We start from the raw sequence: 25,794 nt of genomic DNA, 5'->3' as shown, positions 1-25,794 counted from the left end.
GCCTAAATAGACTAGCTATTTTTATTAAAATTGTGAAGAAAATAAATAAAAAAAAGTGTATTCGACTAATACATTTAAAAAATGTTAGTAATGTCTTTTTGATAAGAATAATGTGACTCATTTTGTTTTTTGTAAAAAATAGTATAGGATTAAATAGAGCTTGTTTATTGAGCTCGATTGATAACTTAAAGAAAGATAGGAGCTATCTATGAAAAAATTAGTCGCAATTTTATTATCAACTATGTTTGCTTTGACGTTGACTGCTTGTGAAACCACAAAAGGCGTTGGCAAAGATATTCAAAATGCAGGTGAAAAATTAGAACAAGCAGTAAGTAAATAATAAAGCGATATTGCTTGTTAAGTTAGCATAAACTCAATATGAAGTAAGAGTTGTGTAAAGTTACTATAAAATAGGCTGAGTTTATAATGTGTAAACTCAGCCTTTATTTATAGCTAGACAAAGTCTAGCTATAAAAACCATACGCTTTGCGTATGGAACAGAAAAGCTTAAGCGGTGAGCAGAACAAAACATCCTCCTATAATGAACAAGGCTGACAACCAAAATTCAACATATAGGAGGATAAGTCATGGCAAGTAAATCCAATGACGATTCAAGTCTATCACACACAAGATGGAACTGTAAGTACCACATAGTCTTTATCCCTAAGTATAGGAGAAAAGCAATTTATGGAAAATTGCGAGTTGATATAGGAGGGATACTAAGACAATTATGTCACTACAAGAATGTAGAGATAATAGAGGCATATGCAATGAAAGATCATATCCATATGCTGTTAAGGATACCTCCAAAACTGGCCGTTTCAAGTTTTATGGGGTATTTAAAAGGTAAGTCATCGCTAATGATATTTGAAAGACATGCAAATTTAAAATATAAGTATGGGAATCGAAATTTTTGGGCGAAAGGCTATTATGTAAGTGCAGTAGGTTTAAATACAAAAATTGTAGAGGAATATATCCGAAATCAGGAAAAGGAAGATATGATTCAGGATAATTTATCGAAGAAAGAATATATGGACCCCTTTAAGGGGTAGGCAACAGAGTTATTGAACGGTTGTCAGACTTCACATGCCCCTTGAGGGGCATGTGAAGTACTAGGCCCTTATAGGGTGGCCTAAAAACCGCCCGTTTTACGGGCGGATTGTTATTTCGTCTTAATCGAATAGCAATTGATTTTATAAAATACTTATAAATTACTTTTATCCATTGCTTCAAATGTACGTTCAGTTTGGCCAATATAAAGTTGACGAGGACGGACAATTTTCATATTGCCAGGTTTGAACATTTCTTTCCAATGGGCAATCCAACCAACGGTTCTTGCTAGCGCAAACATAACTGTAAACATAGATGTTGGAATACCAATCGCTTTCAGAATAATACCCGAATAAAAATCCACGTTTGGATAGAGCTTGTGATCAATAAAATAAGGATCGCTTAATGCAATGCGCTCAAGTTCCATTGCAACATCAAATAATGGGTTTTGGATATTAAGTTCTTTTAGTACCTCATGACAGGTTTGACGCATCACTTTTGCACGAGGATCGTAGTTTTTGTAAACACGGTGACCGAATCCCATTAAGCGGAACGGATCATTTTTATCTTTTGCTCGAGCAATGAATTCAGGGATACGATCCACTGTACCGATTTCTTCCAGCATATTGATGCAGGCTTCATTTGCACCACCATGTGCAGGTCCCCAAAGTGATGCGATACCAGCAGCAATACAAGCAAATGGATTAGCACCGGAAGAAGCAGCAGTACGTACTGTTGACGTTGATGCATTTTGTTCATGGTCTGCATGAAGAATAAAAATACGATCCATTGCACGTTCTAATACAGGATTCACAACATAAGGTTCACAAGGTGTGGCGAACATCATATACAAAAAGTTCCCTGAGTAAGATAAATGGTTTTGTGGGAACATGAATGGTTGTCCGATAGAATATTTGTAACACATTGCGGCTAATGTTGGCATTTTCGCTAATAAACGGATAGCTGTAATTTCTCGATGTGTAATATCGTTAATATCTAGTGAGTCATGGTAGAAGGCTGCGAGTGCACCACTGACACCACACATAATTGCCATCGGGTGAGAGTCGCGACGGAAACCATGGAAGAAGCGAGAAATTTGTTCATGAACGAGGGTATGACGGCGAACAAGTTGGGTGAAGTTTTTGTATTCTTCAGGAGAAGGACGCTCACCGAATAACAATAAATGAGCAACTTCAAGATAATCTGCATTTTTTGCAAGTTCAGCAATAGGATAGCCTCGATGTAATAAAACACCATTATCCCCATCAATATATGTAATTTCAGAGCGGCAAGAGGCAGTTGACATAAAGCCAGGATCGAATGTGAAAAGTTTATTTTTTACTAAAGATTGTACATCTATAGCATCATAACCAAGACTACCTTTATGTACAGGGAGATCGTATTCACGTCCATCGCTAAGGGTTAATTTTGCAGTTAATTCAGACATAAGCCATTCTTCCTTTATTGAGTTGTGTTTTATTGTATTTCGATTAACTATAACGCTTAAAAAGTCAAGTGTCTTTATTATTGTGAAAAAAAAATTGTAAATAAAATGTTATTTTCTAAAAGTGCGACAGAGATCAAAAAATGGCAAAAATGTTAATGTGGTGTTACATAATTGTATTGCTTATTCTGCTGTTTTGCTTTTTAATCCTATATAACTCTGATTGAAGAAAAGAAAGGGATATTCTTACTAAATTCTCAGTATAATAGATAAGATATTCTTTATTATTACCAAATACTTGTATCAGGTGGTCATAATGCAACAAAATAAATCCATTAGCGAATGGTTAACTTCAAGTGCTCTAGGTGGTATCAACCAGTCTTATATTGAAGAACTCTATGAAGATTACCTTCGTGAACCAAGCTCCGTCGATGCCAGTTGGCAAGAAATTTTTAACTCCCTTCCAAAATCCCATGTTGCTGTTGAGCAACCCCATTCTCAAGTCCGTGATTATTTTAAACGTTTAGCTCGCGATAATTCACCTAATGGTGTCGGTGTTATTGATCCACACGTGAGTGCACGTTTAGTTAAATTACTTCAGTTTGTCAATGCACACCGTAATCGTGGGCATCTTCATGCAAATTTAGATCCACTAAATTTATGGCAGCGTATGGAAGCCCCAACGTTGGATTATAAATATCACGGTTTTAATGAGAGTGATCTTGATGAAGTATTTGATGTTGGAGGTGAAGTCGCAAATAAAGATAAAATTTCACTCCGTGAGTTAACTGATTTATTAAAGAAAACTTACTGCGGCACTATCGGTCTTGAATTTATGCATGTGAATGATGTTGAAGCAAGAACTTGGTTGCAAAATAAACTAGAAGCGCGTTTAACACAGTCATTTAAAAAAGAAGAACAATTAAAATTTTTAGAAGAATTAACTGCAGCAGATGGTCTAGAGCGTTATTTAGGTGCTAAATTTCCTGGTGCCAAACGTTTTTCACTGGAGGGTAGTGATTCGTTTATTTTATTAATGAAAGAAATTGTTCGTCACGGTAAGCGTAATGGTATTGATGAAATTGCAATGGGAATGGCGCACCGTGGTCGTTTAAATATGCTAGTTAATCTATTAGGTAAAAAGCCTTCGGAACTATTCGATGAATTTGCAGGCAAACATCATGGTAATGGTACAGGAGATGTGAAATATCACCAAGGTTTTTCTTCTGATTTCATGACAGACGATGGTATTGTACATTTAGTGCTTGCTTTTAACCCATCCCATCTAGAAATAGTCAGCCCTGTTGTTATTGGTTCGGTACGAGCAAGACAGAAGCGTATTAATGACCATGAAAAAGCCAAAGTTCTACCAGTCACTGTGCATGGTGATTCTGCAGTTATTGGGCAAGGGGTAGTACAAGAAACTTTGAATATGTCAGGTACGCGTGGTTACAGCGTGGGAGGGACAATTCGTGTGGTGATTAACAACCAAATTGGGTTTACTACTTCAAATCCACATGATACTCGTTCAACAGAATACTGTACTGACATCGCTAAAATGATCGAAGCACCAGTGATTCATGTCAACGGTGATGACCCTGAAGCTGTTGCTTATGCTGCACGTATGGCTGTGGAATATCGTACTTTATTTAAACGTGATATTTTCATTGATTTAGTCTCTTATCGTCGTCATGGGCATAATGAAGCAGATGAGCCATCTGCAACACAGCCGTTGATGTATGATCGCATTAAAAAACATCCAACACCACGTAAAGTCTATGCAGATCGCCTAGTCGCTGAGGGTGTAATTAATGAAGAAAAAGCAACAGAACTAGTTAACAACTATCGTGATGCATTAGATCGTGGTGATTGTGTCGTTGAAGAATGGCGAGAGATGGATTTAACCACGAAAGATTGGACGAAATATCTTAGCCGTGAATGGAGTGAGTACGAAAGCAAATTTGATGCTGAACGTTTTAAGGGACTCGCTAATAAAGTATGTGAATATCCAGCACAGCATGAATTACATTCTCGTGTAAATAAAATTTATTCTGACCGCGCTTTAATGGCAAAAGGTGAAAAACTTTTTGACTGGGGTATGGCTGAGACTATGGCATATGCGACTTTGCTAGATGAAGGTTACCATGTGCGCTTATCAGGAGAAGATGCAGGACGTGGTACGTTCTTCCATCGTCACTCTGTATTACACAATCAAAAAGATGCAACGCTTTATATTCCATTAGCTAACTTGCACGGTTCACAGGGTCGTTTTGAAGTTTGGGATTCTGTGTTGACTGAAAATGCAGTCTTAGCTTTTGAATATGGATATGCAACAACCGATCCGAAAACCTTAACGATTTGGGAGGCGCAGTTTGGTGATTTCGCAAACTGTGCGCAAGTAGTGATGGATCAGTTCATCAGTTCGGGTGAGCAAAAATGGGGTAGAATGTGTGGTTTAGTGATGTTGTTACCTCATGGTTATGAGGGACAAGGTCCAGAACATTCATCTGCACGTTTAGAACGTTATTTACAACTCTGTGCACAACAAAATATGCAAGTGTGTGTGCCTTCAACGCCTGCACAAATTTATCATCTATTACGTCGTCAAATGTTACGTAAGGTGCGTCGACCATTAGTGGTGATTTCGCCAAAATCCTTGTTGCGTCACCCATTAGCAGTCTCTTCAATGGATGAATTAATTAATGGCAAATTCCAAAATGTGATCCCTGAAGTCGATGCGTTAGATCCGAAGCAAGTCAGACGGGTGGTGATGTGTTCAGGTAAAGTGTATTACGATCTATTAGAACAACGTCGTAAGAATAATCAAACTGATGTTGCGATTATTCGTATTGAACAGCTTTATCCATATCCACATGAGGAAATGAAAGCGATTTTAGCCCCTTATAGCCATGTTACTGATTATGTGTGGTGTCAGGAAGAACCGTTAAACCAAGGTGCGTGGTATTGTAGTCAACATAACTTTGTTACCTCTATTCCAGAACAGGGTAAGTTACGCTATGTCGGACGTCCCGCATCAGCTTCGCCTGCCGTAGGGTATATGTCATTACACAATGAACAACAAACGGCCCTTGTCACAGAGGCTTTAGCTTAATTTAGACTAAAAGTGCGGTAAAAAATACTGTACTTTTCAGAAAATAAACCTGAAAAAAGGAAAAAACAATGAGCAATTTTGAGATTATTACACCAGATTTACCTGAGTCAGTTGCTGATGCAACAGTGGTAACATGGCATAAAAAAGTAGGTGATACTGTAAAACGTGATGAAATCTTAGTTGAAATTGAAACGGATAAAGTAGTGTTAGAAGTTCCTGCCGTATCGGATGGCGTATTAGAAACAATTATTGAAGCAGAAGGGGCGACTGTTATCAGCAAACAGCTTCTCGGTAAACTTTCTACTGTGGCGGTTGCAGGTGGCATTACTAAAGAATCAATTGCAACACAAGAGCCAACTCCTGCTGATCGCCATAATGCAACACTGACTACTGAATCCGTTGGCGCAGATTCAGTAAGCCCTGGCGTACGTCGTTTAATTGCAGAACATGATTTAAATGCGGAAGATATTAAAGGTACAGGTGTAGGTGGTCGCATCACGCGTGAAGATGTAGAAAAAGTGTTAGCAGTAAAAGCGCAACAAGCGAATAAAGCAGAAATCAAACCAGCTCCAGCGAATTTCAATGTAGGTAATCGCGAAGAAAAACGTGTACCAATGACCCGTTTACGTAAACGTATTGCAGAGCGTTTATTAGAAGCGAAAAACAGCACTGCGATGTTGACCACATTCAACGAAGTGGATATGGCGCCAATTATGAAATTGCGTAAAACCTACGGTGAGAAATTTGAAAAACAACACGGTACTCGTTTAGGTTTTATGTCATTTTATATCAAAGCAGTAGTAGAGGCGTTAAAACGTTATCCTGAAGTGAATGCCTCTATTGACGGTGATGATATCGTTTACCACAACTATTTCGATATTAGCATTGCAGTTTCAACTCCGAGAGGTTTGGTTACTCCAGTATTACGCAACTGCGATAAATTAAGTATGGCAGATATTGAAAAAGAAATTAAAGCGCTAGCTGATAAAGGTCGTGACGGTAAATTAACTGTAGAAGATCTGACTGGTGGTAATTTTACTATTACTAACGGCGGCGTATTTGGTTCATTAATGTCAACACCAATCATCAATCCACCACAAAGCGCGATTTTAGGTATGCATGCCATCAAAGATCGTCCAGTGGCAGTGAATGGTGAAGTGGTCATTCGCCCGATGATGTATCTTGCGTTGTCATACGATCATCGCTTAATTGACGGACGTGAGTCAGTCGGTTTCTTAGTGACAATCAAAGAGCTACTTGAAGATCCAACACGCTTGCTCTTAGAAATTTAATTACCTACTAAGTGCGGTCGATTGTTAAAAATTTTTCGAGTTGGTCGCACTTTTATCACCCTTTGTAATACTGTTAAGAGGCGAATATGAGAAATCCTGTTTCTTGGTTTGAAATTCATGTTGATAATTTATTACGAGCCAAAAAATTTTATGAAGATGTTTTTCAAGCACAGCTAACAATTGGGGATTGCCCGTCTGGCGAACCTGTTAGTGTTTGTTTCTTTTCAACAGACTATGAGCAATATGGTATTGGTGGCATGTTATACGAAGATAAAAATTTTCCTGTTGTTAGAGGAAATAATTTTACTCTTTTCTTTTCTTGTGAGGACTGCGCAGTAGAGGCTGAACGAGCAACTCAATTTGGTGGTAAGTTATTACAAGAAAAAACGAGCATTGGCGATGAAGGATTTTATGCTGTTATTGAAGATTCTGAAGGCAATCGTATTGGCTTGCATTCAATGCAGTAACTTAGTCAATTTAAAATAGTTACATTTATCCATTGCTTGTAATAAATAATTAGCTGTAAAGATGAGCTGATCATATAACGATGAGGAATACAACACAATGAATCTACATGAGTATCAAGCGAAGCAAATTTTTGCTGAATATCAATTACCTGTTGGCAAAGGCTATGCGTGTAAAAATGCGGATGAAGCAGCAGAAGCAATTAAAAAACTCAGTGGTAATGTTTGGGTCGCAAAATGCCAAGTTCATGCTGGTGGACGTGGTAAGGCTGGTGGTGTGAAATTAGTACGCAATGAAGTGGAAGTTCGTAATTTCGCAGGACAATGGTTAGGCAAACGCCTCGTGACTTTCCAAACCGATGCAAATGGTCAGCCAGTAAACACCATTTATGTGGAAGAGGGTTCGAACATTGAGCGTGAATTGTATTTAGGTGCTGTACTTGATCGTGCTTCTCAACGTGTTGTATTTATGGTTTCCACAGAGGGTGGGGTGAATATCGAAGAAGTGGCAGAAAAAACACCGCACTTATTACATAAAATGGCAATTGATCCATTAACAGGCGGAATGCCATATCAAGGGCGTGAGCTTGCCTTTAAATTAGGTTTAAAAGGAGACCAAATTAAACAATTCGCGCATATTTTTGTACAAATGGCAAAAATGTTCATGGAAAAAGATTTAGCGCTTTTAGAAGTGAACCCATTAGTGGTGACCAAAGAAGGCAACTTGCTTTGTTTAGATGCAAAAATCGTCGTCGATAGCAATGCGTTATACCGTCAACCAGCATTAAAAGCAATGCAAGATCCAAGCCAAGAAGATCCTCGCGAAGCATTGGCTGAATCTCATCAATTAAACTATGTCGCTCTTGAAGGTAACATCGGTTGTATGGTGAACGGTGCTGGATTAGCAATGGGCACAATGGACATCATTAAATTACACGGCGGTCAACCAGCTAACTTCCTTGATGTAGGTGGCGGTGCAACTAAAGAACGTGTAGCAGAAGCCTTCAAAATTATTTTATCTGATAGTGCAGTAAAAGCGGTGTTAGTGAATATCTTCGGGGGTATCGTACGTTGTGATTTAATTGCTGAAGGGATTATTGCAGCAGTGAATGAAGTGGGTGTAAACGTACCTGTTGTTGTCCGTTTAGAAGGTAACAATGCACCTTTAGGTCGTGAAATTTTAGCAAACAGTGGCGTGAATATTATTGCGGCAAACACATTGACTGATGCTGCGATTCAAGCAGTGAAAGCAGCGGAGGGGAAATAATATGTCTATTTTAATTAATAAAGATACAAAAGTGATTTGCCAAGGTTTTACGGGCGGTCAAGGTACATTCCACTCTGAACAAGCACTGGCTTATGGTACGCAATTAGTGGGTGGTGTTTCACCAGGTAAAGGGGGTACTACTCATTTAGGTTTGCCTGTATTTAATACTGTGCGTGATGCAGTTGAATCAACAGGTGCAACTGCAACGGTAATTTATGTACCAGCACCAGGTTGTAAAGATGCAATTTTAGAAGCCATTGATGCAGGGATTAAATTGGTGATTTGTATCACGGAAGGTATTCCTACATTAGATATGTTACAAGTGAAACAACGCTTAACTCAAGCTGGCGTACGTATGATTGGGCCTAACTGTCCTGGTGTGATTACACCTGAAGAATGCAAAATCGGAATTATGCCGGGTCATATCCATAAAAAAGGCAAAATTGGTATTGTTTCACGTTCAGGTACATTAACTTATGAAGCAGTAAAACAAACAACGGATGAAGGTTTTGGTCAATCGACTTGTGTGGGTATTGGTGGCGACCCAATTCCAGGCTCAAGCTTTATTGATATTTTAAGATTATTCCAAGATGACCCTCAAACTGAAGCCATTGTGATGATCGGTGAAATCGGTGGTTCAGCGGAAGAAGAAGCCGCAGCCTTTATTAAAGAGTATGTGACTAAACCCGTTGTGAGTTATATTGCGGGCGTGACTGCACCAAAAGGCAAACGTATGGGCCATGCAGGCGCAATTATCAGTGGTGGTAAAGGCACAGCAGATGAAAAATTCGCTGCACTTGAAGCTGCAGGTGTGAAAACTGTACGCAGTTTAGCGGAAATCGGCACTGCGTTAAAATCGCTTTTAAAATAGACCGCACTTCGGTGTACATAACAAAAAAAGGCTGTTTAACACAGCCTTTTTTATTTGATGTAAGCAAATTAAGCAAGGATTGAATCTAATTCTTGACTGACTTCTTCGACTTTTTTAGTTCCATCTAAACGGAAGTATTGCGTATGCCCTGCTTTTGCTTCTGCTTGGTAGTAGTCCACCAATGGTTTAGTCGTTGAGTGATAGACTTTTAAGCGATCTAATACGGTTTCAGGTTTATCATCCGCACGAATAATTAAGTCTTCTCCTGTGACGTCATCTTTACCCTCCACTTTTGGTGGGTTGTAAACCACATGGTAAGTACGACCAGATGCTTGGTGGACTCGACGACCACTCATACGTTCTACGATCACTTCATCGGGTACATCAAACTCTAAAACGTAATCAATTTGGATACCTGCCGTTTTTAATGCATCCGCTTGTGGAATTGTACGTGGGAAGCCATCAAGTAAAAAACCTTTAACGCAATCATCTTGTTCTACACGTTCTTTAACTAATGAAATAATTAATTCATCAGGCACTAATTGACCTGCATCCATTAAGGTTTTTGCTTGTTTACCTAATTCGGTTCCTGCTTTAATCGCAGCACGTAACATATCCCCTGTTGAAATTTGTGGGATATTAAATTTATTCATAATAAATTGTGCTTGTGTTCCTTTTCCCGCACCTGGTGCACCTAATAGGATAATTTTCATAATGACCTCTGTTGATTAAAATAGTCGTATTTTTAAACGCACTTTTTTAATAGAGTCGTAAAAGTGCGGTATTATTTTTCATTGTTTTTAGTAACAAAACAATTAATGGTTGCCCAATTCATCAGAAATGTCAACCATTGAAAACACGTTAAATTTGTTTATCTTGCTGAGTATTATCTTGCCAAGGCGCGACTTTAAATAACATTAGCATGCCAGGAATCGCAGCAAAGAAACAGATCCAAAAAAAAGTATAATAACCGTAATCTGCTACAATTACACCCGAAAATGCGCTAAAGATCTTGCTTGGAATCGCTGCTAAACTAGTAAAAATCGCAAGTTGTGTTGCAGTATAAAGTGGGTTAGTTTCTCTCGCCATAAATGCCACAAATGCTGCGGTACCTAAACCAACCCCAATATATTCACCAATAATTACAACGGTTAAAACAAAAAATTCAAATGAGCCTATGGTTTCGAATTTGCCGTAACTTGCCATCCACACAAAACCGAGAATAGTGATTAATTGTACAAAACCAAATAACCATAATGATCGGTTAATACCGATGCGCAGCATTAAAATACCGCCTAACATTCCTGAAATAATCGATGCCCATAGTGAGTTTAGTTTCACAACGGTTCCGATATCTGTTTTACTGAAGCCCATGTCTAAAATAAATTTGGTTTGTAATGATGTCGCAAGGGAATCACCAAATTTATACAGGAAGATAAAGAGGATTAAGCCTAATGCAGAAGCAACACCTTTACGACCAAAGAACTCTTTAAATGGCAGTGCAAAAGTATGATAGAACGGTAAAGAACGGTCAATTTGTGGCACATTTGGTTCTTTGCTGAGGAATAATGAAAGAATCAAACCTGGGATCATAAATAAAGCGGTGAAGATGAACACCATATCCCAAGCTAAGCTATCTGCGAGAATTAAGGATAAGCCGCCAGGGATTAATCCAGAAATACGGTAAGCATTAACATGAATAGAATTACCTAAACCAAGTTCTTCATCACTTAAAATTTCACGACGGTAAGCATCAATGACAATATCTTGCACCGCAGAAAATACAGCAATTGTTGTTGAAATGATGGCAACAGTTTGGATATTCTCTGCTGGGTTATATTGACCAAGTAGAGCTATCAGCCCGAGTAAGCCTACTTGGGTCATAAACATCCAACTACGACGACGACCTAAAAAGTTAGGATAATAGCGGTCGAGTAGTGGTGAAATGATAAATTTCCAAGTGTAAGGAAAACCAATCAAAGTAAAAAAGCCAATAGTTTTTACATCTACATTACTTGAAGATAACCAGGCAGGCACCATCTGAAATAGCAAATATAAGGGTAAGCCAGAGCTGAACCCTGTAAAAATACAGAGCAGCATATTACGACTAAATATTTGTGACAATAAGCTTGGTTTATTTTGCATAATTATTCTCGATAGCCTTTCGGGTTATTTTTTTGCCAATTCCAAGTGTCTTTCATCATTTGTTCCAAACCACGATCTGCTGTCCAACCGAGCTCTTTTTTCGCTAAATTTGGATCAGAGTAACAAGTGGCGATATCACCAGGACGACGATCTACAAGTTTATAAGGGATTTTGATGTCATTGGCTTGCTCGAAGGCCTTCACCATATCTAATACAGAGTAGCCAGTGCCCGTTCCCAAATTATAAATGTGTAAACCAGAATCGCCTTCGTGACGATTAAGCGCTTTAATATGACCAATAGCAAGATCCACAACGTGGATATAATCACGTACCCCGGTGCCGTCGTGAGTATCATAATCGCTACCAAAAATAGAGAGTTGTGGTAATTTACCGATGGCTACTTGGCTGATATAAGGCAATAAGTTGTTTGGAATACCGTTTGGATCTTCACCAATTAAGCCACTTTCGTGTGCGCCCACAGGGTTGAAGTAACGTAAGATAGTGATACTGAATTCAGGGTTTGCTTTAGCAACGTCTGTTAAAATTTGCTCTACCATCAATTTTGATGTGCCGTAAGGGTTGGTTGTGCCGCCGACTTTGCAATGTTCAGTAATCGGAATAATTTCTGGGTCACCATAAACCGTGGCAGAAGAACTAAATACAAAATTCCACACGCCAGCTTTTTTCATTTCTTGGATTAAAATGAGCGATCCTGTTACGTTATTCATATAGTATTCCGCTGGTTTTTGTACACTCTCACCAACGGCTTTTAGCCCTGCGAAGTGAATCACGGATTGGATTTTATTTTCTGCAAAGATTTTTTGTAAAAGTGCACTATCTAAAATATCGCCTTGGTAGAATTTGACTGTTTTACCCGTGATTTGGGATACACGTTCGAGAGATTTTGGGGAAGCGTTACAAAGATTATCTAAAACAACAACATCTTTATTTGCATTAAGTAGTTCAACAACAGTATGCGAGCCGATATAACCAGCACCACCTGTAACAAGAATTGCCATAGTTCTATCCTTAGTTGCTTTAATTTGTTAATGTTATTTATGAATAAAAAACTGTTCACAGTATAAAACTTTCTGCTCTGAAGGGAAAGAAATAGGATAAAAATTAGTAAAGTCACCATTTACTCTCACTGGTTTTTTCAGTAAATTGAAAAGTATATTTAATGAACTAATCTCGTTTAACAATGATTATTTGATTGAGGGTGAAACACAATGAATTGGTATTTAACAGTCTTAAAAAATTATGCGACGTTTAGTGGAAGAGCAAGACGAAAAGAATTTTGGATGTACAGTTTGATTCATTTCCTGATTATTTCAGCACTGGTTTTTATTGATATCAATCTTGGTACTTTTGATATAGAAAAAAAGACTGGGCTTATCTCTAGTATTTATGTTTTAGCTACGTTTTTGCCGACATTAGCCGTGTCAGCGCGACGCTTACATGATATTAATTATAGCGGTTGGTGGGTTTTACTTAATATCATTCCAATAGGGTCATTAGTGGTGCTGATTTTCTGTGGTTTTAAGGGAACGTCAGGTAGCAATCGCTTTGGTCAAGATCCTAAAGCTCATGAGCTTAAAGATGAACCTAAAAATAAAACAACATTAGTTAGTTAGTTTTTTCGTTAACTTCTTGTTGGCACCTAAATGGTGCCAATTTTTTTAGAATTTAGATAAAATCAATTACGCAAACGTTTACTATTAGAAAATTTAGCGTAGAATATGCGCTTATTTTTTACTTTACTGCTTTAATTTAAGGAAACAATATGTCTTTAGAAAAATATTTTGAAGTCACTCAACGTGGTTCAAGTGTTCGCCAAGAGGTGATCGCGGGATTAACAACGTTTTTGGCTATGGTGTATTCTGTCATTGTTGTACCAAATATGCTTGGTGCAGCAGGCTTCCCCCCAGAATCAGTATTCATTGCAACATGTTTAGTCGCGGGTTTTGGCTCAATCTTAATCGGCTTATGGGCAAATGTGCCTATGGCAATTGGTTGTGCGATTTCATTAACCGCTTTTACTGCGTTCAGTTTAGTTTTAGGTCAACAAGTGAGTATTCCTGTCGCGTTAGGTGCGGTATTTTTAATGGGGGTTGTATTCACATTAATTTCTGCAACAGGCATTCGTGCATGGATTTTACGTAATTTACCAATCAGCATTGCACATGGGGCAGGTATTGGTATCGGTTTATTCTTATTACTAATTGCAGCAAATGGGGTGGGTTTAGTAGTGAGTAACCAAGCGGGTTTACCTGTAAAATTAGGCGAATTCACTTCATTTCCTGTATTAATGTCATTAATCGGCTTGGCATTAATTATCGGCTTAGAAAGAATGCAAGTAAAAGGTGGCATTTTATGGGTGATTATTGCAATCACTATCGTAGGTTTAATCTTCGATCCAAATGTAAAATTTGGTGGTAAAGTTTTCCAAATGCCAACTTTCGGTGAAAACTCATTATTCTTACAATTAGATATTATGGGCGCATTACAACCTGCTATTTTACCTGTGGTATTTGCTCTTGTGATGACAGCTGTATTCGATGCAACAGGTACAATCCGCGCAGTTGCTGGACAAGCAAACTTATTAGATAAAGATGGTCAAATTATCAATGGTGGTAAAGCGTTAACATCTGACTCTGTAAGTAGCATTTTTTCTGGTGTGTTCGGTACAGCACCAGCAGCAGTATATATTGAGTCTGCAGCGGGAACAGCAGCAGGCGGTAAAACTGGTATCACTGCAGTTGTTGTAGGCGTATTATTCCTATTAATGTTATTCTTCCAGCCATTAGCATTTCTAGTACCCGGTTATGCAACTGCACCAGCGTTAATGTATGTAGGTTTGTTAATGCTAAGTAATGTGAGTAAATTAGACTTCAATGATTTCATCGGGGCGATGAGTGGTTTAGTTTGTGCAGTATTTATCGTATTAACTGCAAATATTGTAACGGGTATCATGTTAGGTTTCGCAACATTAGTGATTGGTCGTTTAGTTTCTGGTGAATATAAAAAATTAAATATCGGTACTATCGTGATCGCTGTTGCTTTAGTCGCATTCTATGTAGGTGGTTGGGCAATTTAATTTGTTTACGCCGAGCATATAAAATTAAGGGCAGAATATTCTGCTCTTAATTTTTATTTTCATTCTTATTTTTATCATCCAAAACTTCAAAAAAACCCACCGCACTTTTCAGCTTATCACCATAGAAAATCAGTGGAATACGCTGGCGTTGCCACACTGGTACGTTGAAATGTTGCCAAACTTTTTTCATTTCTTTATTAGCGGATTTTTCCGTTAAACGTACTTTACCAGCGTAGCTAAAACGCACTTGAATTGGGGCATTTGTGAAAGGTAACTCTTGTGTCACAAGCTGTTCATTTTTCCATTGCAGCAGAAATTTATCGGCTTGCTGAGTAAGCGTTAATGTACCTAAATTATCAGGTAAGCAAATTTTTTCACCTACTTTAACATCGATTTTATGTGTTGAAATATCAGTAAATTGTGGTGTCAAATACAATTTTTGTTGATGACGACGAACAACCTTTTCACCTAATTGGAATAATGGATTACTGTCAGTTTTGGCAAAGATGACGTCTTGAATAATCTGTTCAAGTTGAGCTAACGACGGCATTGGTAATTGCCATTCATTGAGCCATAGACGTAGCAATGCTTTTTGTTTGCTAACTGAGTATTGTACGAATGGCTGAATATTGAAAGAGCGGTCAGTTTTATCAAAGTTTTGAGCAAATTCATCTGCTAATAATTCATTGATTAATTGCTGTTGTTCAAAACAATGCCGTGCTGAACGTTGTACTGCGGAATCAAAATATGTCCAGCGTTGACGTAATGTAGGTAAAATCTCATTACGTAGAAAATTTCGCTCATAGCGGTTATCGTTGTTACTTTCATCTTCCACCCAGTCTAGCTCTTCAGATTGCACAAATTGTTCTAACTCTGGACGAGAAAAAGCAAGAAGAGGACGAAGAACAGGCACGTTATAGACATTTCCCTGCATTTGCATTGCACTTAGTCCTTGTAAACCACTCCCACGTTTTAAGGCAAGGAAGAAGGTTTCAGTTTGATCTTGTAAATGGTGAGCTGTTGCTAAGATTTCGTTAGGTAAAATATGTTGTGCAATAGCTTTATAACGTGCTTCTCGTGCCCCTGCTTCAATACCACGCTGAGGATTTACTTGGACTTTTTCTATTAGCAATGGTACTTCTAGTTGGCTGCAAATTTTGTGGCAGTGTTTTGCCCAATTCTCAGCATGAGGACTTAGTCCATGATGAATATGAATAGCTCTTAGTTGTAAGTGCGGTCGTTTTTCACGAAGTTTTGTGAATAAGCGTAGTAAAGCTGTGGAATCCAATCCTCCACTGAACCCAATTAAAAAGTGGATTTGTGTTGCAGCGTAATTGTCAATTTGGGTTTGGAATCTGTTTAATAACATAAGCTCATTAATTGAAATAAAAGGACGTTAATTGTAACGCCCTTTTGATTTCATATTAAGCGATTTTTACAGCCTTATATTGACTGATAGGATGTACTATATGTTCTCGGGCTGCGATAATTTGTAATTCATAATTATCTTGTTGCTGTGTCACTGTCATGACATCATTCACAGCATTTGCTGTGTGTTCAAAAGCTTCAATATCAGATTTCCCATTAAGTAGATTTGCGATAAACAAGCCAGCAGTTAAGTCGCCTACTCCTACTGGTTCTTTTTTAAATTGGTGTAATGGTCGGCTGATATGCCACATGCCTTCTTGGTTCGCTAATAGCATTTCAAATTGTGTCGTATCTTTACCTACTTTACTTAAATGTTTAACGAGTACTTTTTTAGGTCCTTTAGATAAGATTACTTTCACTGCTTCTAATGCTTGTTCAAAATTTTCAACAGGTAAACCACTCAACTCACGTAATTCGACTAGGTTTGGTGTAATTAAATCAGCTTCTGCCATAGCTAAATTCACTAGACCTTCTTTCACGCCATCTGCAACAATGCAGCCTTTATCTGGATGTCCCATTACAGGATCACATAAATAAAGGGCATTTGGATTTTTTGATTTGACAAAGCGAACAGCATTGATAATTTCCTCTACTTGTTCAGCAGAACCAATGTAACCAGAAACAACTGCATCACATAAGTGTAGTGCATCAATCGCATCTATACCACGTACAATTTCACCAATTTGTTCTTTTGGGATAACCATACCAGTCCATTTGCCGTATTGGGTATGATTAGAAAACTGTACCGTGTTGAGTGCCCAAACATCAACTCCTAAAAGTTGCATAGGAAAGGTTGCTGATTTATTACCAGCATAACCATAAACAACATGTGATTGAATTGATAAAATATGTTTCATGATGACTCCTAAAATAAAAATTATTTTGTGATCAAAAACGGCATAATACATGGGAATGTATTATGCCGTTAAATAGATGATTATTTATATATAACCATAATCCATTAATCGTTGATAACGTCGATGAAGCAGATTATCTTGATCTAACATATCTAAATCAGCAAGATCAGCCAGTAAGCGTTGTTTTAAGTTTTGCGCCATGATATCAAAATCACGATGTGCTCCACCTAAAGGCTCTTCAACGATATTATCAATCAGATTAAGTTCTTTTAAACGATTTGCAGTTAACCCCATTACTTCAGCAGCAGTTGATGCTTTATCCGCACTTTTCCAAAGAATTGATGCGCAACCTTCAGGTGAAATAACAGAATAGGTGCTATATTGTAGCATGTTCACTTTATCGCCAACACCAATTGCGAGAGCTCCACCTGAACCACCCTCACCAATGACAGTACAAATCACAGGAACTTTTAACATCGACATCTCGCGTAAGTTGCGAGCAATAGCTTCTGATTGTCCTCGTTCTTCTGCACCTACACCAGGATATGCGCCTGGTGTATCAATAAAAGTAATGATAGGTAAATTAAAACGTTCTGCCATTTGCATTAAACGTAATGCTTTGCGATAGCCTTCTGGTGCGGGCATACCAAAATTGCGCTTAACTTTTTCTTTTACTGTACGTCCTTTTTGATGACCAATAATCATAACAGGTTTACCATCTAAACGAGCTAAACCACCAATAATCGCTTTATCATCAGCAAAAGCACGATCGCCTGCAAGCTCTTCAAATTCAGTGAAAATACGTTCAATATAATCTAAAGTGTAAGGGCGATTTGGGTGACGAGACATTTTTGAAACTTGCCAGGCATCTAAATTAGCAAAGGTTTTTTGAGTAAGCTCTGCACTTTTCTTCTGCAATCGCGCAATTTCATCATCAAGATTAATTTCATTATCTTGGCTTGCGACAGAACGAAGTGATTCAATTTTGGCTTCAAGTTCCGCAATAGGTAATTCAAAATCTAAATATTCTTGGCTCATTTTTCTTCCTGTTTTCAAATTAGCACAAATTTGTACCGCACTTTATCAAGATTTTTTTCAAGGTGCAAATATAGCCTATATTGTATGCTTTTTTTTGTAAAAAATCATGTTCTGTTTTACTTGTTATACCATTGTTTTGTAATTAACTATTGGCAAATAAATCTTATTATTTAGGCTATATTTTTTATTAAAAAAATATTTAACTGAACTTTTATTCTTTTATATTTGTCAAAAGGAGTGCGTAGTAAAACGTAATAAAATTAAATTAGGAGTATTTATGAAATTGAAAAAAGCAACATTGTTAGTATTAGCTATACTTCCTTTAACCACCGCGATTACAGCACAAGCTACTATAATTGAATCAAGTTCAAAAGGAGAGTTAACAAAAGTTGTTTATAGCTGTGAGGGAAAGAATACATTAGATGTGATTTTTATCAATACAGCACAAGATTCCTTTGCGATTATTAATCAAGTAGATGAAATGATTCCAATGGAACTAGTGAAATCAGCTTCTGGTGCAAATTATAAAGCGATTAATAAAAATTATACTTATCAACTTCAAACCAAAGGAAATCAGGCGATGTTATTTGGTGATGATAAACTTATTCTAGGCGAATGTGTGACTGAGTAATAATTGAAGTTGCTGTTATGAATGTTATTAAAAATAGCCCGAATTAAATGAAATGAAAAGCCCTGAAAAAACTATCAGGGCTTTATTATTTGAAATCAATAAAAGAAAAATTATTCCCATTCTATTGTTGCTGGTGGTTTGCCAGAGACATCATAAACAACACGAGAAATACCATTGACTTCATTGATAATACGATTTGAGATTTTACCTAAAAGATCATAAGGCAGATGTGCCCAATGTGCGGTCATAAAATCGATAGTTTCAACTGCACGCAAGGAAACAACCCAATCATATTTGCGTCCATCTCCCATCACACCAACTGATTTTACAGGTAGGAACACAGTAAACGCCTGACTCACTTTGTAATACCAACCTGAAGCATGTAATTCTTCCATAAAGATTGCATCAGCACGACGTACTAAATCACAATATTCTTTTTTAATTTCACCTAATACACGTACGCCTAAGCCAGGGCCTGGGAATGGGTGACGATTTAACATTTCAGCAGGTAAGCCCAATGCTAAGCCAATTTTACGTACTTCATCTTTGAATAATTCGCGTAATGGTTCGACTAAGCCCAATTTCATGTAATCAGGTAAACCGCCTACGTTATGGTGTGATTTAATCACATGTGCTTTACCTGTTTTGCTCGCAGCAGATTCAATCACATCAGGATAGATTGTGCCTTGTGCTAACCATTTGACACTGGATAATTTTTTCGATTCGTCATCAAATACATCAACAAAGACTTTACCAATCGTTTTGCGTTTTGCTTCTGGCTCATCAATTCCTTTTAATGCTTCTAAGAATCGATTTTCTGCGTTAACATGAATGATGTTTAAACCGAATTTATCACCAAACATATCCATAACTTGTTCTGCTTCGTTTAAGCGTAATAAACCGTTATCAACAAAAACACAATGTAGATTTTTACCAATAGCACGATGTAATAAGAGAGCTGTGACAGACGAATCAACTCCACCTGATAAACCTAAGATTATTTCATCATCACCTACTTGCTCTTTGATGCGTGCAACCGCATCTTCAATGATGTTTTCTGCTGTCCAATTACGTTCACAGCGACAAATATTTACTACAAAGTTGGTTAATAACTCTAAGCCACTTTTCGTGTGAGTAACTTCAGGATGGAATTGTACGCCATAGAAACGGCGGCTTTCATCCGACATCGCCGCTATTGGACAAGTTGGAGTCACTCCTGTGACTTGGAAATTTTCTGGTAAACGAGTGACCTTATCTCCGTGGCTCATCCAAACGTCTAATTTTGGTGCTGTATTGGTTAAATCATCATTTAATTTTGCAAATAGTGCATCAGTTGTTTTTAAATCAACAGATGCATAACCAAACTCACGATGGTTTGATGTTTCTGTTAAGCCACCCAATTGCATTGCCATAGTTTGCATGCCATAGCAGATACCAAGCACAGGTATACCCGCATTAAAAACATATTCTGGTGCTCTAGGGCTATTTTCTTCAGTGGTACTTTCAGGACCACCAGAAAGAATGATACCCGTTGGATTAAATTCACGAATATCTGCTTCGGAAACATCCCAAGCCCAAAGTTCACAATAAACACCGATTTCACGCACACGACGCGCAATCAGTTGAGTATACTGTGAACCGAAATCCAAAATTAGAATTTTATGATTATGAATGTTGTTCATTTAAGTTCTCTTCGTTGTCTTTAGGTAAATATCAAATAGTGTTAACGTGTTCTATACAAAAGGTTTTTTAAACATCTTCGATATATTGTTCAATATACCGAACTTCTTTTTGAGTAAGTGCTCTTATTTTCTCTACATATTGAGTTAAAAAATGATATTCAGCTGAAAATATCGTGATCGCTTCTTTATTTTTATCAACAAAACATATCGTCAGTGAACTCTCGTTATTTCTTCTTGCTGTTTGTGTATTTGCAAGTGTAAAGCACTCAATTTCATTTTTATCAAAGACGATTGAACGATCATTACATGTAAATCCTATCTTATGATTAACATCATCTATCCAAATGACAGCTTGGTCATCTTGAAATTTTTCTTTTAATTTAGGAGGACGCCTTTTTATGTTTGAATTACATGTATAATCTATTTTGATTAAATCTTGATGATCGATAATTAAATAATTACTAATGACTAATTGGCTTTCATAAGGTTCATTGATGACATATTCTAAATACTCAGTGTTATTTTTAATTATGAATTTACTATATCCTTTATCAAAATAGTCTTTAAAGTGGCGGTGGTAATATAATTCAAATTCGATATAATTAAAATTTATAACAGATTTGTATAATTTAGGATTGTTCCTCTCTTCAATAAAAGATGTTATTAACTTTTTATTTTCAGTTAATAAGGATTTTAATTCTAAGTAACTTTTGTCTGTCGCTGATGCGTGATAGCAATCAGTATATAGTTCTAAAATAGGCACATCTTTCCTGACACTTGGTGTTATCCAAACGTCTTTGAGTAATAAACGCCCTACTCGAATAGGATAGACAAAACCGTAGTGAATCCATTTTTCTTTAAATTGTGTTTGTTGAAATAATGCCTCATAAGTAGTACCCCAAGGAATAAATTTTTTTTGGGGTGATTGAATTTCAAAACCTTGTGTATAGTCGTTATATTTTTCATCCAGAATGTCATAATTCTGTATTTGTTTTTTCCGCCAAATCTGTATAGAGAAAGGTCCTTTTTTATAAAGATACTCAAAAAATAGACTATCATCAAAACCAAATTGAGCTGATAATTTCTGATAAAATGCTATAAATCCAGTGTAATTTACGCCAATTTTGAAAAAATCATTCAAGTATAATGTAAGACGATTGTTTCTTATTTCAGGATCTTTAACTAAGTAAACATACTTTAGCTGGTTTAAATCAAATTCATCGCATTTTTTTTCAATACTAATAATATTATTTTTAATATTTATCTTATATTGATATTTATTTCTTAAAAACTTTAATAAAAACAGTTTGATAACATTTTTAATCTTAATGCTATACATAAAAATAACCTTCTCTACTAAAGTCATCATTTGAAATATAAACTTAGGTGGGGTTTACCCACCTTAATAAATTATTACCCCATTCGATAGTTAGGTGCTTCTTTAGTAATGGTTACATCGTGAACATGGCTTTCCTTGATTCCTGCACCACTAATACGAACAAATTGTGCTTTTGTACGTAGTTCTTCGATAGTGGCACACCCAGTTAAGCCCATACAAGAACGTAATCCACCCATTTGCTGATGGATGATCTCTTTTAAATAACCTTTATAAGGAATACGACCTTCAATCCCTTCTGGCACCAATTTGTCAGCGGCATTATCTGATTGGAAATAGCGATCACTTGAACCTTTGCTCATTGCACCTAATGATCCCATTCCACGATAAGATTTGAATGCACGACCTTGATAAAGCTCAATTTCACCAGGTGCTTCTTCAGTACCAGCAAACATTGAACCAACCATCACACAAGATGCGCCTGCAGCAATTGCTTTTGAAATATCACCTGAAAAACGAATACCACCATCAGCAATAACAGGGATACCACGATCTTTTAACGCTTCAGCAGCATCAGCAATAGCGGTAATTTGTGGTACACCTACGCCCGTAACGATACGTGTTGTACAGATTGAACCAGGACCAATCCCCACTTTTACTGCACTGGCTCCCGCATCAGCCAGCGCAATAGCGCCTTCTGCTGTAGCTACATTGCCTGCTACGATTGGTAGATTAGGATATTTAGCGCGAGTTTCACGTACACGTTGTAATACACCTTCTGAGTGACCATGTGAGGAGTCGATTAATAAAACATCAACGCCAGCTTTGACTAACGCATCAATACGCTCTTCATTGCCAGGACCTGCACCAACAGCAGCACCAACACGTAAACGCCCAAACTCGTCTTTACATGCATTGGGTTTTTGTTCCGCTTTTTGATAGTCTTTTAACGTGATCATACCTTTTAGTTTAAAGTTATCATCAATTACTAATACTTTTTCCACACGATGTTCGTGCATTAAAGTAAAAATCTCATCACGCTTGGCACCTTCTTTTACCGTGACAAGCCGCTCTTTGGGCGTCATAAATTCAGAAACAGTTTTGTTTAAGTCAGAAACAAAGCGAGTATCACGACCTGTAATAATACCGACTAATTCTTTATTTTTGTTCACAACAGGGTAGCCAGCGAAGCCATTTTTTTTAGCAACTTCAGCTAATTCACCTAAAGTTAAATCAGGTGTAACAGTAATTGGATCAGAAACAATTCCACTTTCAAACTTTTTCACTTTGCGAACACGCTCAGCTTGGCGTTCAATAGACATGTTTTTATGAATAAAGCCAATACCTCCTTCTTGAGCAAGAGATATTGCTAATTTTGTTTCTGTTACGGTATCCATAGCTGCGGATAACATAGGAATATTCAAGCGGATTGTTTTCGTGAGTTGAGTAGATAGGTCTGCAGTATTTGGAAGCACGGTGGAATGTGCAGGGACAAGAAGTACATCATCGAAGGTTAAAGCTTCTTTTATTACTCGTAACATTTGCAATATTCTCTCTTAAATTAATGTTGAAAATAAAAAAGGGTAAAAAATATTGCGGTCGCATTATACAGATTTCATTCTTATTTGAAAATGGATTTTTTTATGGATTTAGTACAAAATGCATAGGATAAATTAAAAGCTAACAATAAGTTATATCAATGGGATTTTTTATGCGATATTTAATCGATATTTTGGCGCAAAAGAATGAAGAAATATCATTATTTGAATTAGCTGAACTTTGCAAATGTTCTAAGCAAGCAATACTAGAGCAAATTATAGATCTGGAAGAACAAGGTTTTATTATAGAAAAAAGTGCGGTGGGTTTTAAGTTAATTCCACAATTGGGGCGCTTAGATGATGTCTATTTAAGTCATATGTTAGCCCCACAGAAGTTCATCATAAAACCTGTTATCCATTCTACTAATCAATACTTGTTAGAGCATATTCATCAACTTGAAGTCGGTACAATCTGTTTGGCTGAATATCAAACAGCAGGGCGAGGTCGAAGAGGTCGCCAATGGCTATCAGCCTTTGCTGGTCAGATTATCATGAGTATGTATTGGACTATAGAGCGAACAAGAAATTTAGAAGGATTAAGTTTAGTCATTGGTGTAGCAATTGCTGATACATTGAGACAATTGGGCGCTATTGGCGTAAAATTAAAATGGCCAAATGATGTTTTGTTAAATAATAAGAAACTTGCTGGGATTTTAATTGAAATTGCAAATAGTTCTAATGAATTACATAACCTAATTATTGGGTTAGGAATTAATCTTTCATTGTCTAAACAGAAAAACTTGATTGATCAGCCATGGGCAGAATTAGTCGAAGTATTACCAAATGTCGATCGTAATCAATTAGTAGTAATGCTAGTTAAGAATCTGAATTTTTATTTGAATCATTTCAAAGATAAAGGAATTGATGAACAGCTTAAACAACGTTGGTTAGAGCTTGATGCTTATTTCGGTGAAGATGTCTGTATTATAAGTGAGAATCATCATACGATAGGTATTGAACAAGGCATTGATGAGCGAGGATATATCAAAATTATAACACCTGAAGGTCCTCAATATTTTAATGGGGGAGAAGTGTCGCTGAGAAAAATATAAGTTTTTCAGCATAGCAAGATAAAACAGTTGTGCGGTAAAAAGGTTTAATATTTTCACCGCACTTTATGTGTAAGGGATTAAATCACTGTTTGCACAAGAGCTGAAATATCCTCAGCGAAATCTCCTTCTTTTGCCATAGCAACAATATCGGTATGAGTATATTTTTGTGCATTATAAACAACAACAATACTTGTATCACCAACTTGCAAAAAATGATGTTCTCCAAAATCAGTATAACGTGTAGCGCCTATAGCAATAATTGCTTGTTTAGGATAATTTGCCTTTTCAATTAATTCAGGAATGTTATTCATTGGACCTTGATCTGGTTGTGTGTTCATTTTATCAATAATCCAATCTAAAAGTTTTTTGTGGAAATAGCTATAACCTAAGGCTGGGCTATCAATCCCATATTCATTAAATTGCTCACCCCGTTTGTGAAAACAGGCAATATGAAATTGATCAATTTCGCTGCCAGGCTCAAAAGATGTAATTGCGAGTAAATTAGATGAAAGACCTTTACTTTTAGGGGCCCAATTTTTTTTCTCACTAATTTTTTTCGCATTAGGGCGTCGAATCGAGCAATCATTATAAGCCGCAAAAAAACGAGGAGTAAGTTTAGCTACTTTTTTATTGGAATATTCAATATCACAAATAAGTGCGATTTCAGGTTCAATTTGTAGATTATCAGCTCCAATTTCGTTTGGAAATGAAATATACTGATTACTAATAGGATAAGTTGAGAGAAATTGATGTTCTAAGTTTAACGTCGTGCTTGGTATATAAAAAGGAAAAATTGCTTTAGGTTGAATAGCTTCTTCGGTTTGTACGGATATAAAATCTGCGGCTTCACCAGCTTGTTCTAAATGCCCAGCAAAATTACCAGCGACCCCAAAGCCAATCATTTTTTTGAAATCCATATTTTTTCCTCACTTTAGACAATTAAAATGTAAAATTAATATTACTTTAGTATTAAATTTAAGCTAAAACAATTATTTTTGATTGCTTTGTAAGCGGTTGTAAAAAATTTTTAAAAAAAGTATAAAAAGGGGTTGCGCGATATTTATTTTTGCCTATAATACGCGGCACACAACGACGCGACGTTGTATGGGATAAGAGATTACAAGTTGCGTCGTTGTTTTGTTCTTTAACAATTTATCAGACAATCTGTGTGGGCACTTGTTGATTGATTTCATTTTGAAAAAAATTTTAATTATTGAAGTCTTGATAGGTGCTTATAACTGAAAATTCATACTGATTTAATATTAAGAGTTTAATATTAAATAGAAGTGTAAACTTTAGCTAAGCAGTTTATTGAGCGATTGAACTTTGAATTGAAGAGTTTGATCATGGCTCAGATTGAACGCTGGCGGCAGGCTTAACACATGCAAGTCGAACGGTAGCAGGAAGAAAGCTTGCTTTTTTTGCTGACG

22 protein-coding genes and 1 rRNA gene (1 of these 23 running past the window's edge) are annotated in these 25,794 nt (G+C 36.9%); 12 read left to right on the top strand and 11 right to left on the bottom strand.

Annotation, left to right across the window (positions count from 1 at the left end; translation table 11 throughout):
• Positions 1–208: 208 nt before the first annotated feature.
• A complete protein-coding gene (locus K7G93_RS05345; protein WP_049216015.1) occupies positions 209–340 on the top strand; it encodes an entericidin A/B family lipoprotein in 132 nt (43 codons plus the stop codon).
• Between the two features lie 247 nt (positions 341–587).
• A complete protein-coding gene (gene tnpA, locus K7G93_RS05340) occupies positions 588–1,052 on the top strand; it encodes an IS200/IS605 family transposase (protein WP_228400326.1) in 465 nt (154 codons plus the stop codon).
• 152 nt (positions 1,053–1,204) lie between these two features.
• On the opposite strand, the gene K7G93_RS05335 is transcribed toward tnpA, so the two are convergent.
• Positions 1,205–2,497: a citrate synthase gene (locus K7G93_RS05335; RefSeq protein ID WP_049216013.1), complete on the bottom strand. Its 1,293-nt coding sequence runs from the start codon at positions 2,495–2,497 to the stop codon at positions 1,205–1,207.
• A 313-nt stretch (positions 2,498–2,810) separates the two neighbouring features.
• Here K7G93_RS05335 and sucA point away from each other — a divergent pair, with 313 nt between their 5' ends.
• The 5 genes from sucA to sucD all read left to right on the top strand — a co-directional run bounded on the left by sucA (position 2,811) and on the right by sucD (position 9,500).
• A complete protein-coding gene (sucA, locus tag K7G93_RS05330; protein ID WP_049216012.1) occupies positions 2,811–5,606 on the top strand; it encodes a 2-oxoglutarate dehydrogenase E1 component in 2,796 nt (931 codons plus the stop codon).
• A gap of 68 nt (positions 5,607–5,674) precedes the next feature.
• Positions 5,675–6,898: a 2-oxoglutarate dehydrogenase complex dihydrolipoyllysine-residue succinyltransferase gene (gene odhB, locus K7G93_RS05325; protein ID WP_226690484.1), complete on the top strand. Its 1,224-nt coding sequence runs from the start codon at positions 5,675–5,677 to the stop codon at positions 6,896–6,898.
• 86 nt (positions 6,899–6,984) lie between these two features.
• On the top strand, positions 6,985–7,365 hold the full coding sequence (locus K7G93_RS05320; RefSeq protein ID WP_115322938.1) for a VOC family protein: 381 nt from the start codon (positions 6,985–6,987) through the stop codon (positions 7,363–7,365).
• A gap of 97 nt (positions 7,366–7,462) precedes the next feature.
• Positions 7,463–8,629: an ADP-forming succinate--CoA ligase subunit beta gene (gene sucC / locus K7G93_RS05315; RefSeq protein WP_226690485.1), complete on the top strand. Its 1,167-nt coding sequence runs from the start codon at positions 7,463–7,465 to the stop codon at positions 8,627–8,629.
• A 1-nt stretch (position 8,630) separates the two neighbouring features.
• The gene (gene sucD / locus K7G93_RS05310; protein ID WP_049216005.1) at positions 8,631–9,500 is read left to right on the top strand and encodes a succinate--CoA ligase subunit alpha; all 870 of its coding nucleotides are present in this window, start codon (positions 8,631–8,633) and stop codon (positions 9,498–9,500) included.
• 68 nt (positions 9,501–9,568) lie between these two features.
• Here the strand turns inward: sucD and adk are convergent, their stop codons facing one another.
• The 3 genes from adk to galE all read right to left on the bottom strand — a co-directional run bounded on the left by adk (position 9,569) and on the right by galE (position 12,664).
• Positions 9,569–10,213, bottom strand: coding sequence for an adenylate kinase (gene adk, locus K7G93_RS05305; RefSeq protein WP_049216003.1), 645 nt, complete (start codon positions 10,211–10,213; stop codon positions 9,569–9,571).
• Between the two features lie 148 nt (positions 10,214–10,361).
• Positions 10,362–11,645, bottom strand: coding sequence for an AmpG family muropeptide MFS transporter (locus K7G93_RS05300; protein ID WP_049216001.1), 1,284 nt, complete (start codon positions 11,643–11,645; stop codon positions 10,362–10,364).
• Positions 11,646–11,647: 2 nt separating this feature from the next.
• Positions 11,648–12,664 carry a UDP-glucose 4-epimerase GalE gene (gene galE, locus K7G93_RS05295; protein ID WP_191134421.1) on the bottom strand — a complete coding sequence of 339 codons (1,017 nt, stop codon included), beginning with the start codon at positions 12,662–12,664 and terminating at the stop codon, positions 11,648–11,650.
• Between the two features lie 210 nt (positions 12,665–12,874).
• On the opposite strand from galE, the gene K7G93_RS05290 reads away from it, so the two are divergent.
• A complete protein-coding gene (locus K7G93_RS05290) occupies positions 12,875–13,279 on the top strand; it encodes a DUF805 domain-containing protein (protein ID WP_115322934.1) in 405 nt (134 codons plus the stop codon).
• 149 nt (positions 13,280–13,428) lie between these two features.
• Complete coding sequence (locus K7G93_RS05285; RefSeq protein WP_115322933.1) at positions 13,429–14,742, top strand: NCS2 family permease; 1,314 nt, start codon at positions 13,429–13,431, stop codon at positions 14,740–14,742.
• Between the two features lie 46 nt (positions 14,743–14,788).
• On the opposite strand, the gene tilS is transcribed toward K7G93_RS05285, so the two are convergent.
• The 3 genes from tilS to accA all read right to left on the bottom strand — a co-directional run bounded on the left by tilS (position 14,789) and on the right by accA (position 18,065).
• On the bottom strand, positions 14,789–16,111 hold the full coding sequence (tilS, locus tag K7G93_RS05280; RefSeq protein ID WP_226690480.1) for a tRNA lysidine(34) synthetase TilS: 1,323 nt from the start codon (positions 16,109–16,111) through the stop codon (positions 14,789–14,791).
• Positions 16,112–16,166: 55 nt separating this feature from the next.
• Positions 16,167–17,027: a pyridoxal kinase PdxY gene (gene pdxY / locus K7G93_RS05275; protein WP_227797560.1), complete on the bottom strand. Its 861-nt coding sequence runs from the start codon at positions 17,025–17,027 to the stop codon at positions 16,167–16,169.
• 84 nt (positions 17,028–17,111) lie between these two features.
• Positions 17,112–18,065, bottom strand: coding sequence for an acetyl-CoA carboxylase carboxyl transferase subunit alpha (gene accA / locus K7G93_RS05270; RefSeq protein ID WP_049215988.1), 954 nt, complete (start codon positions 18,063–18,065; stop codon positions 17,112–17,114).
• Positions 18,066–18,342: 277 nt separating this feature from the next.
• Here accA and K7G93_RS05265 point away from each other — a divergent pair, with 277 nt between their 5' ends.
• Positions 18,343–18,696 (top strand): c-type lysozyme inhibitor, encoded by a 354-nt coding sequence (locus K7G93_RS05265; protein WP_115322930.1) that lies wholly within the window; start codon positions 18,343–18,345, stop codon positions 18,694–18,696.
• A gap of 110 nt (positions 18,697–18,806) precedes the next feature.
• On the opposite strand, the gene guaA is transcribed toward K7G93_RS05265, so the two are convergent.
• From guaA to guaB, 3 genes are all read right to left on the bottom strand, one after another.
• Entirely contained in the window at positions 18,807–20,378 is a 1,572-nt protein-coding gene (guaA, locus tag K7G93_RS05260; RefSeq protein WP_226690481.1) for a glutamine-hydrolyzing GMP synthase, read from the bottom strand.
• 67 nt (positions 20,379–20,445) lie between these two features.
• Positions 20,446–21,717 carry a hypothetical protein gene (locus tag K7G93_RS05255; RefSeq protein WP_226690482.1) on the bottom strand — a complete coding sequence of 424 codons (1,272 nt, stop codon included), beginning with the start codon at positions 21,715–21,717 and terminating at the stop codon, positions 20,446–20,448.
• A 74-nt stretch (positions 21,718–21,791) separates the two neighbouring features.
• Positions 21,792–23,255 carry an IMP dehydrogenase gene (gene guaB, locus K7G93_RS05250; protein ID WP_049215982.1) on the bottom strand — a complete coding sequence of 488 codons (1,464 nt, stop codon included), beginning with the start codon at positions 23,253–23,255 and terminating at the stop codon, positions 21,792–21,794.
• Positions 23,256–23,425: 170 nt separating this feature from the next.
• Here guaB and birA point away from each other — a divergent pair, with 170 nt between their 5' ends.
• The gene (birA, locus tag K7G93_RS05245; RefSeq protein ID WP_226690483.1) at positions 23,426–24,364 is read left to right on the top strand and encodes a bifunctional biotin--[acetyl-CoA-carboxylase] ligase/biotin operon repressor BirA; all 939 of its coding nucleotides are present in this window, start codon (positions 23,426–23,428) and stop codon (positions 24,362–24,364) included.
• 77 nt (positions 24,365–24,441) lie between these two features.
• Here the strand turns inward: birA and K7G93_RS05240 are convergent, their stop codons facing one another.
• A complete protein-coding gene (locus K7G93_RS05240; RefSeq protein WP_223667140.1) occupies positions 24,442–25,281 on the bottom strand; it encodes a DUF5718 family protein in 840 nt (279 codons plus the stop codon).
• Between the two features lie 411 nt (positions 25,282–25,692).
• On the opposite strand from K7G93_RS05240, the gene K7G93_RS05235 reads away from it, so the two are divergent.
• Positions 25,693–25,794: ribosomal RNA gene (locus K7G93_RS05235) — 16S ribosomal RNA — on the top strand; it runs 1,440 nt beyond the window's last position.

Origin of the sequence: Pasteurella canis, assembly GCF_020810675.1 — a bacterium.
Classification (GTDB): domain Bacteria; phylum Pseudomonadota; class Gammaproteobacteria; order Enterobacterales; family Pasteurellaceae; genus Pasteurella; species Pasteurella canis.
This window is presented reverse-complemented; position numbering and strand designations above follow the sequence as displayed.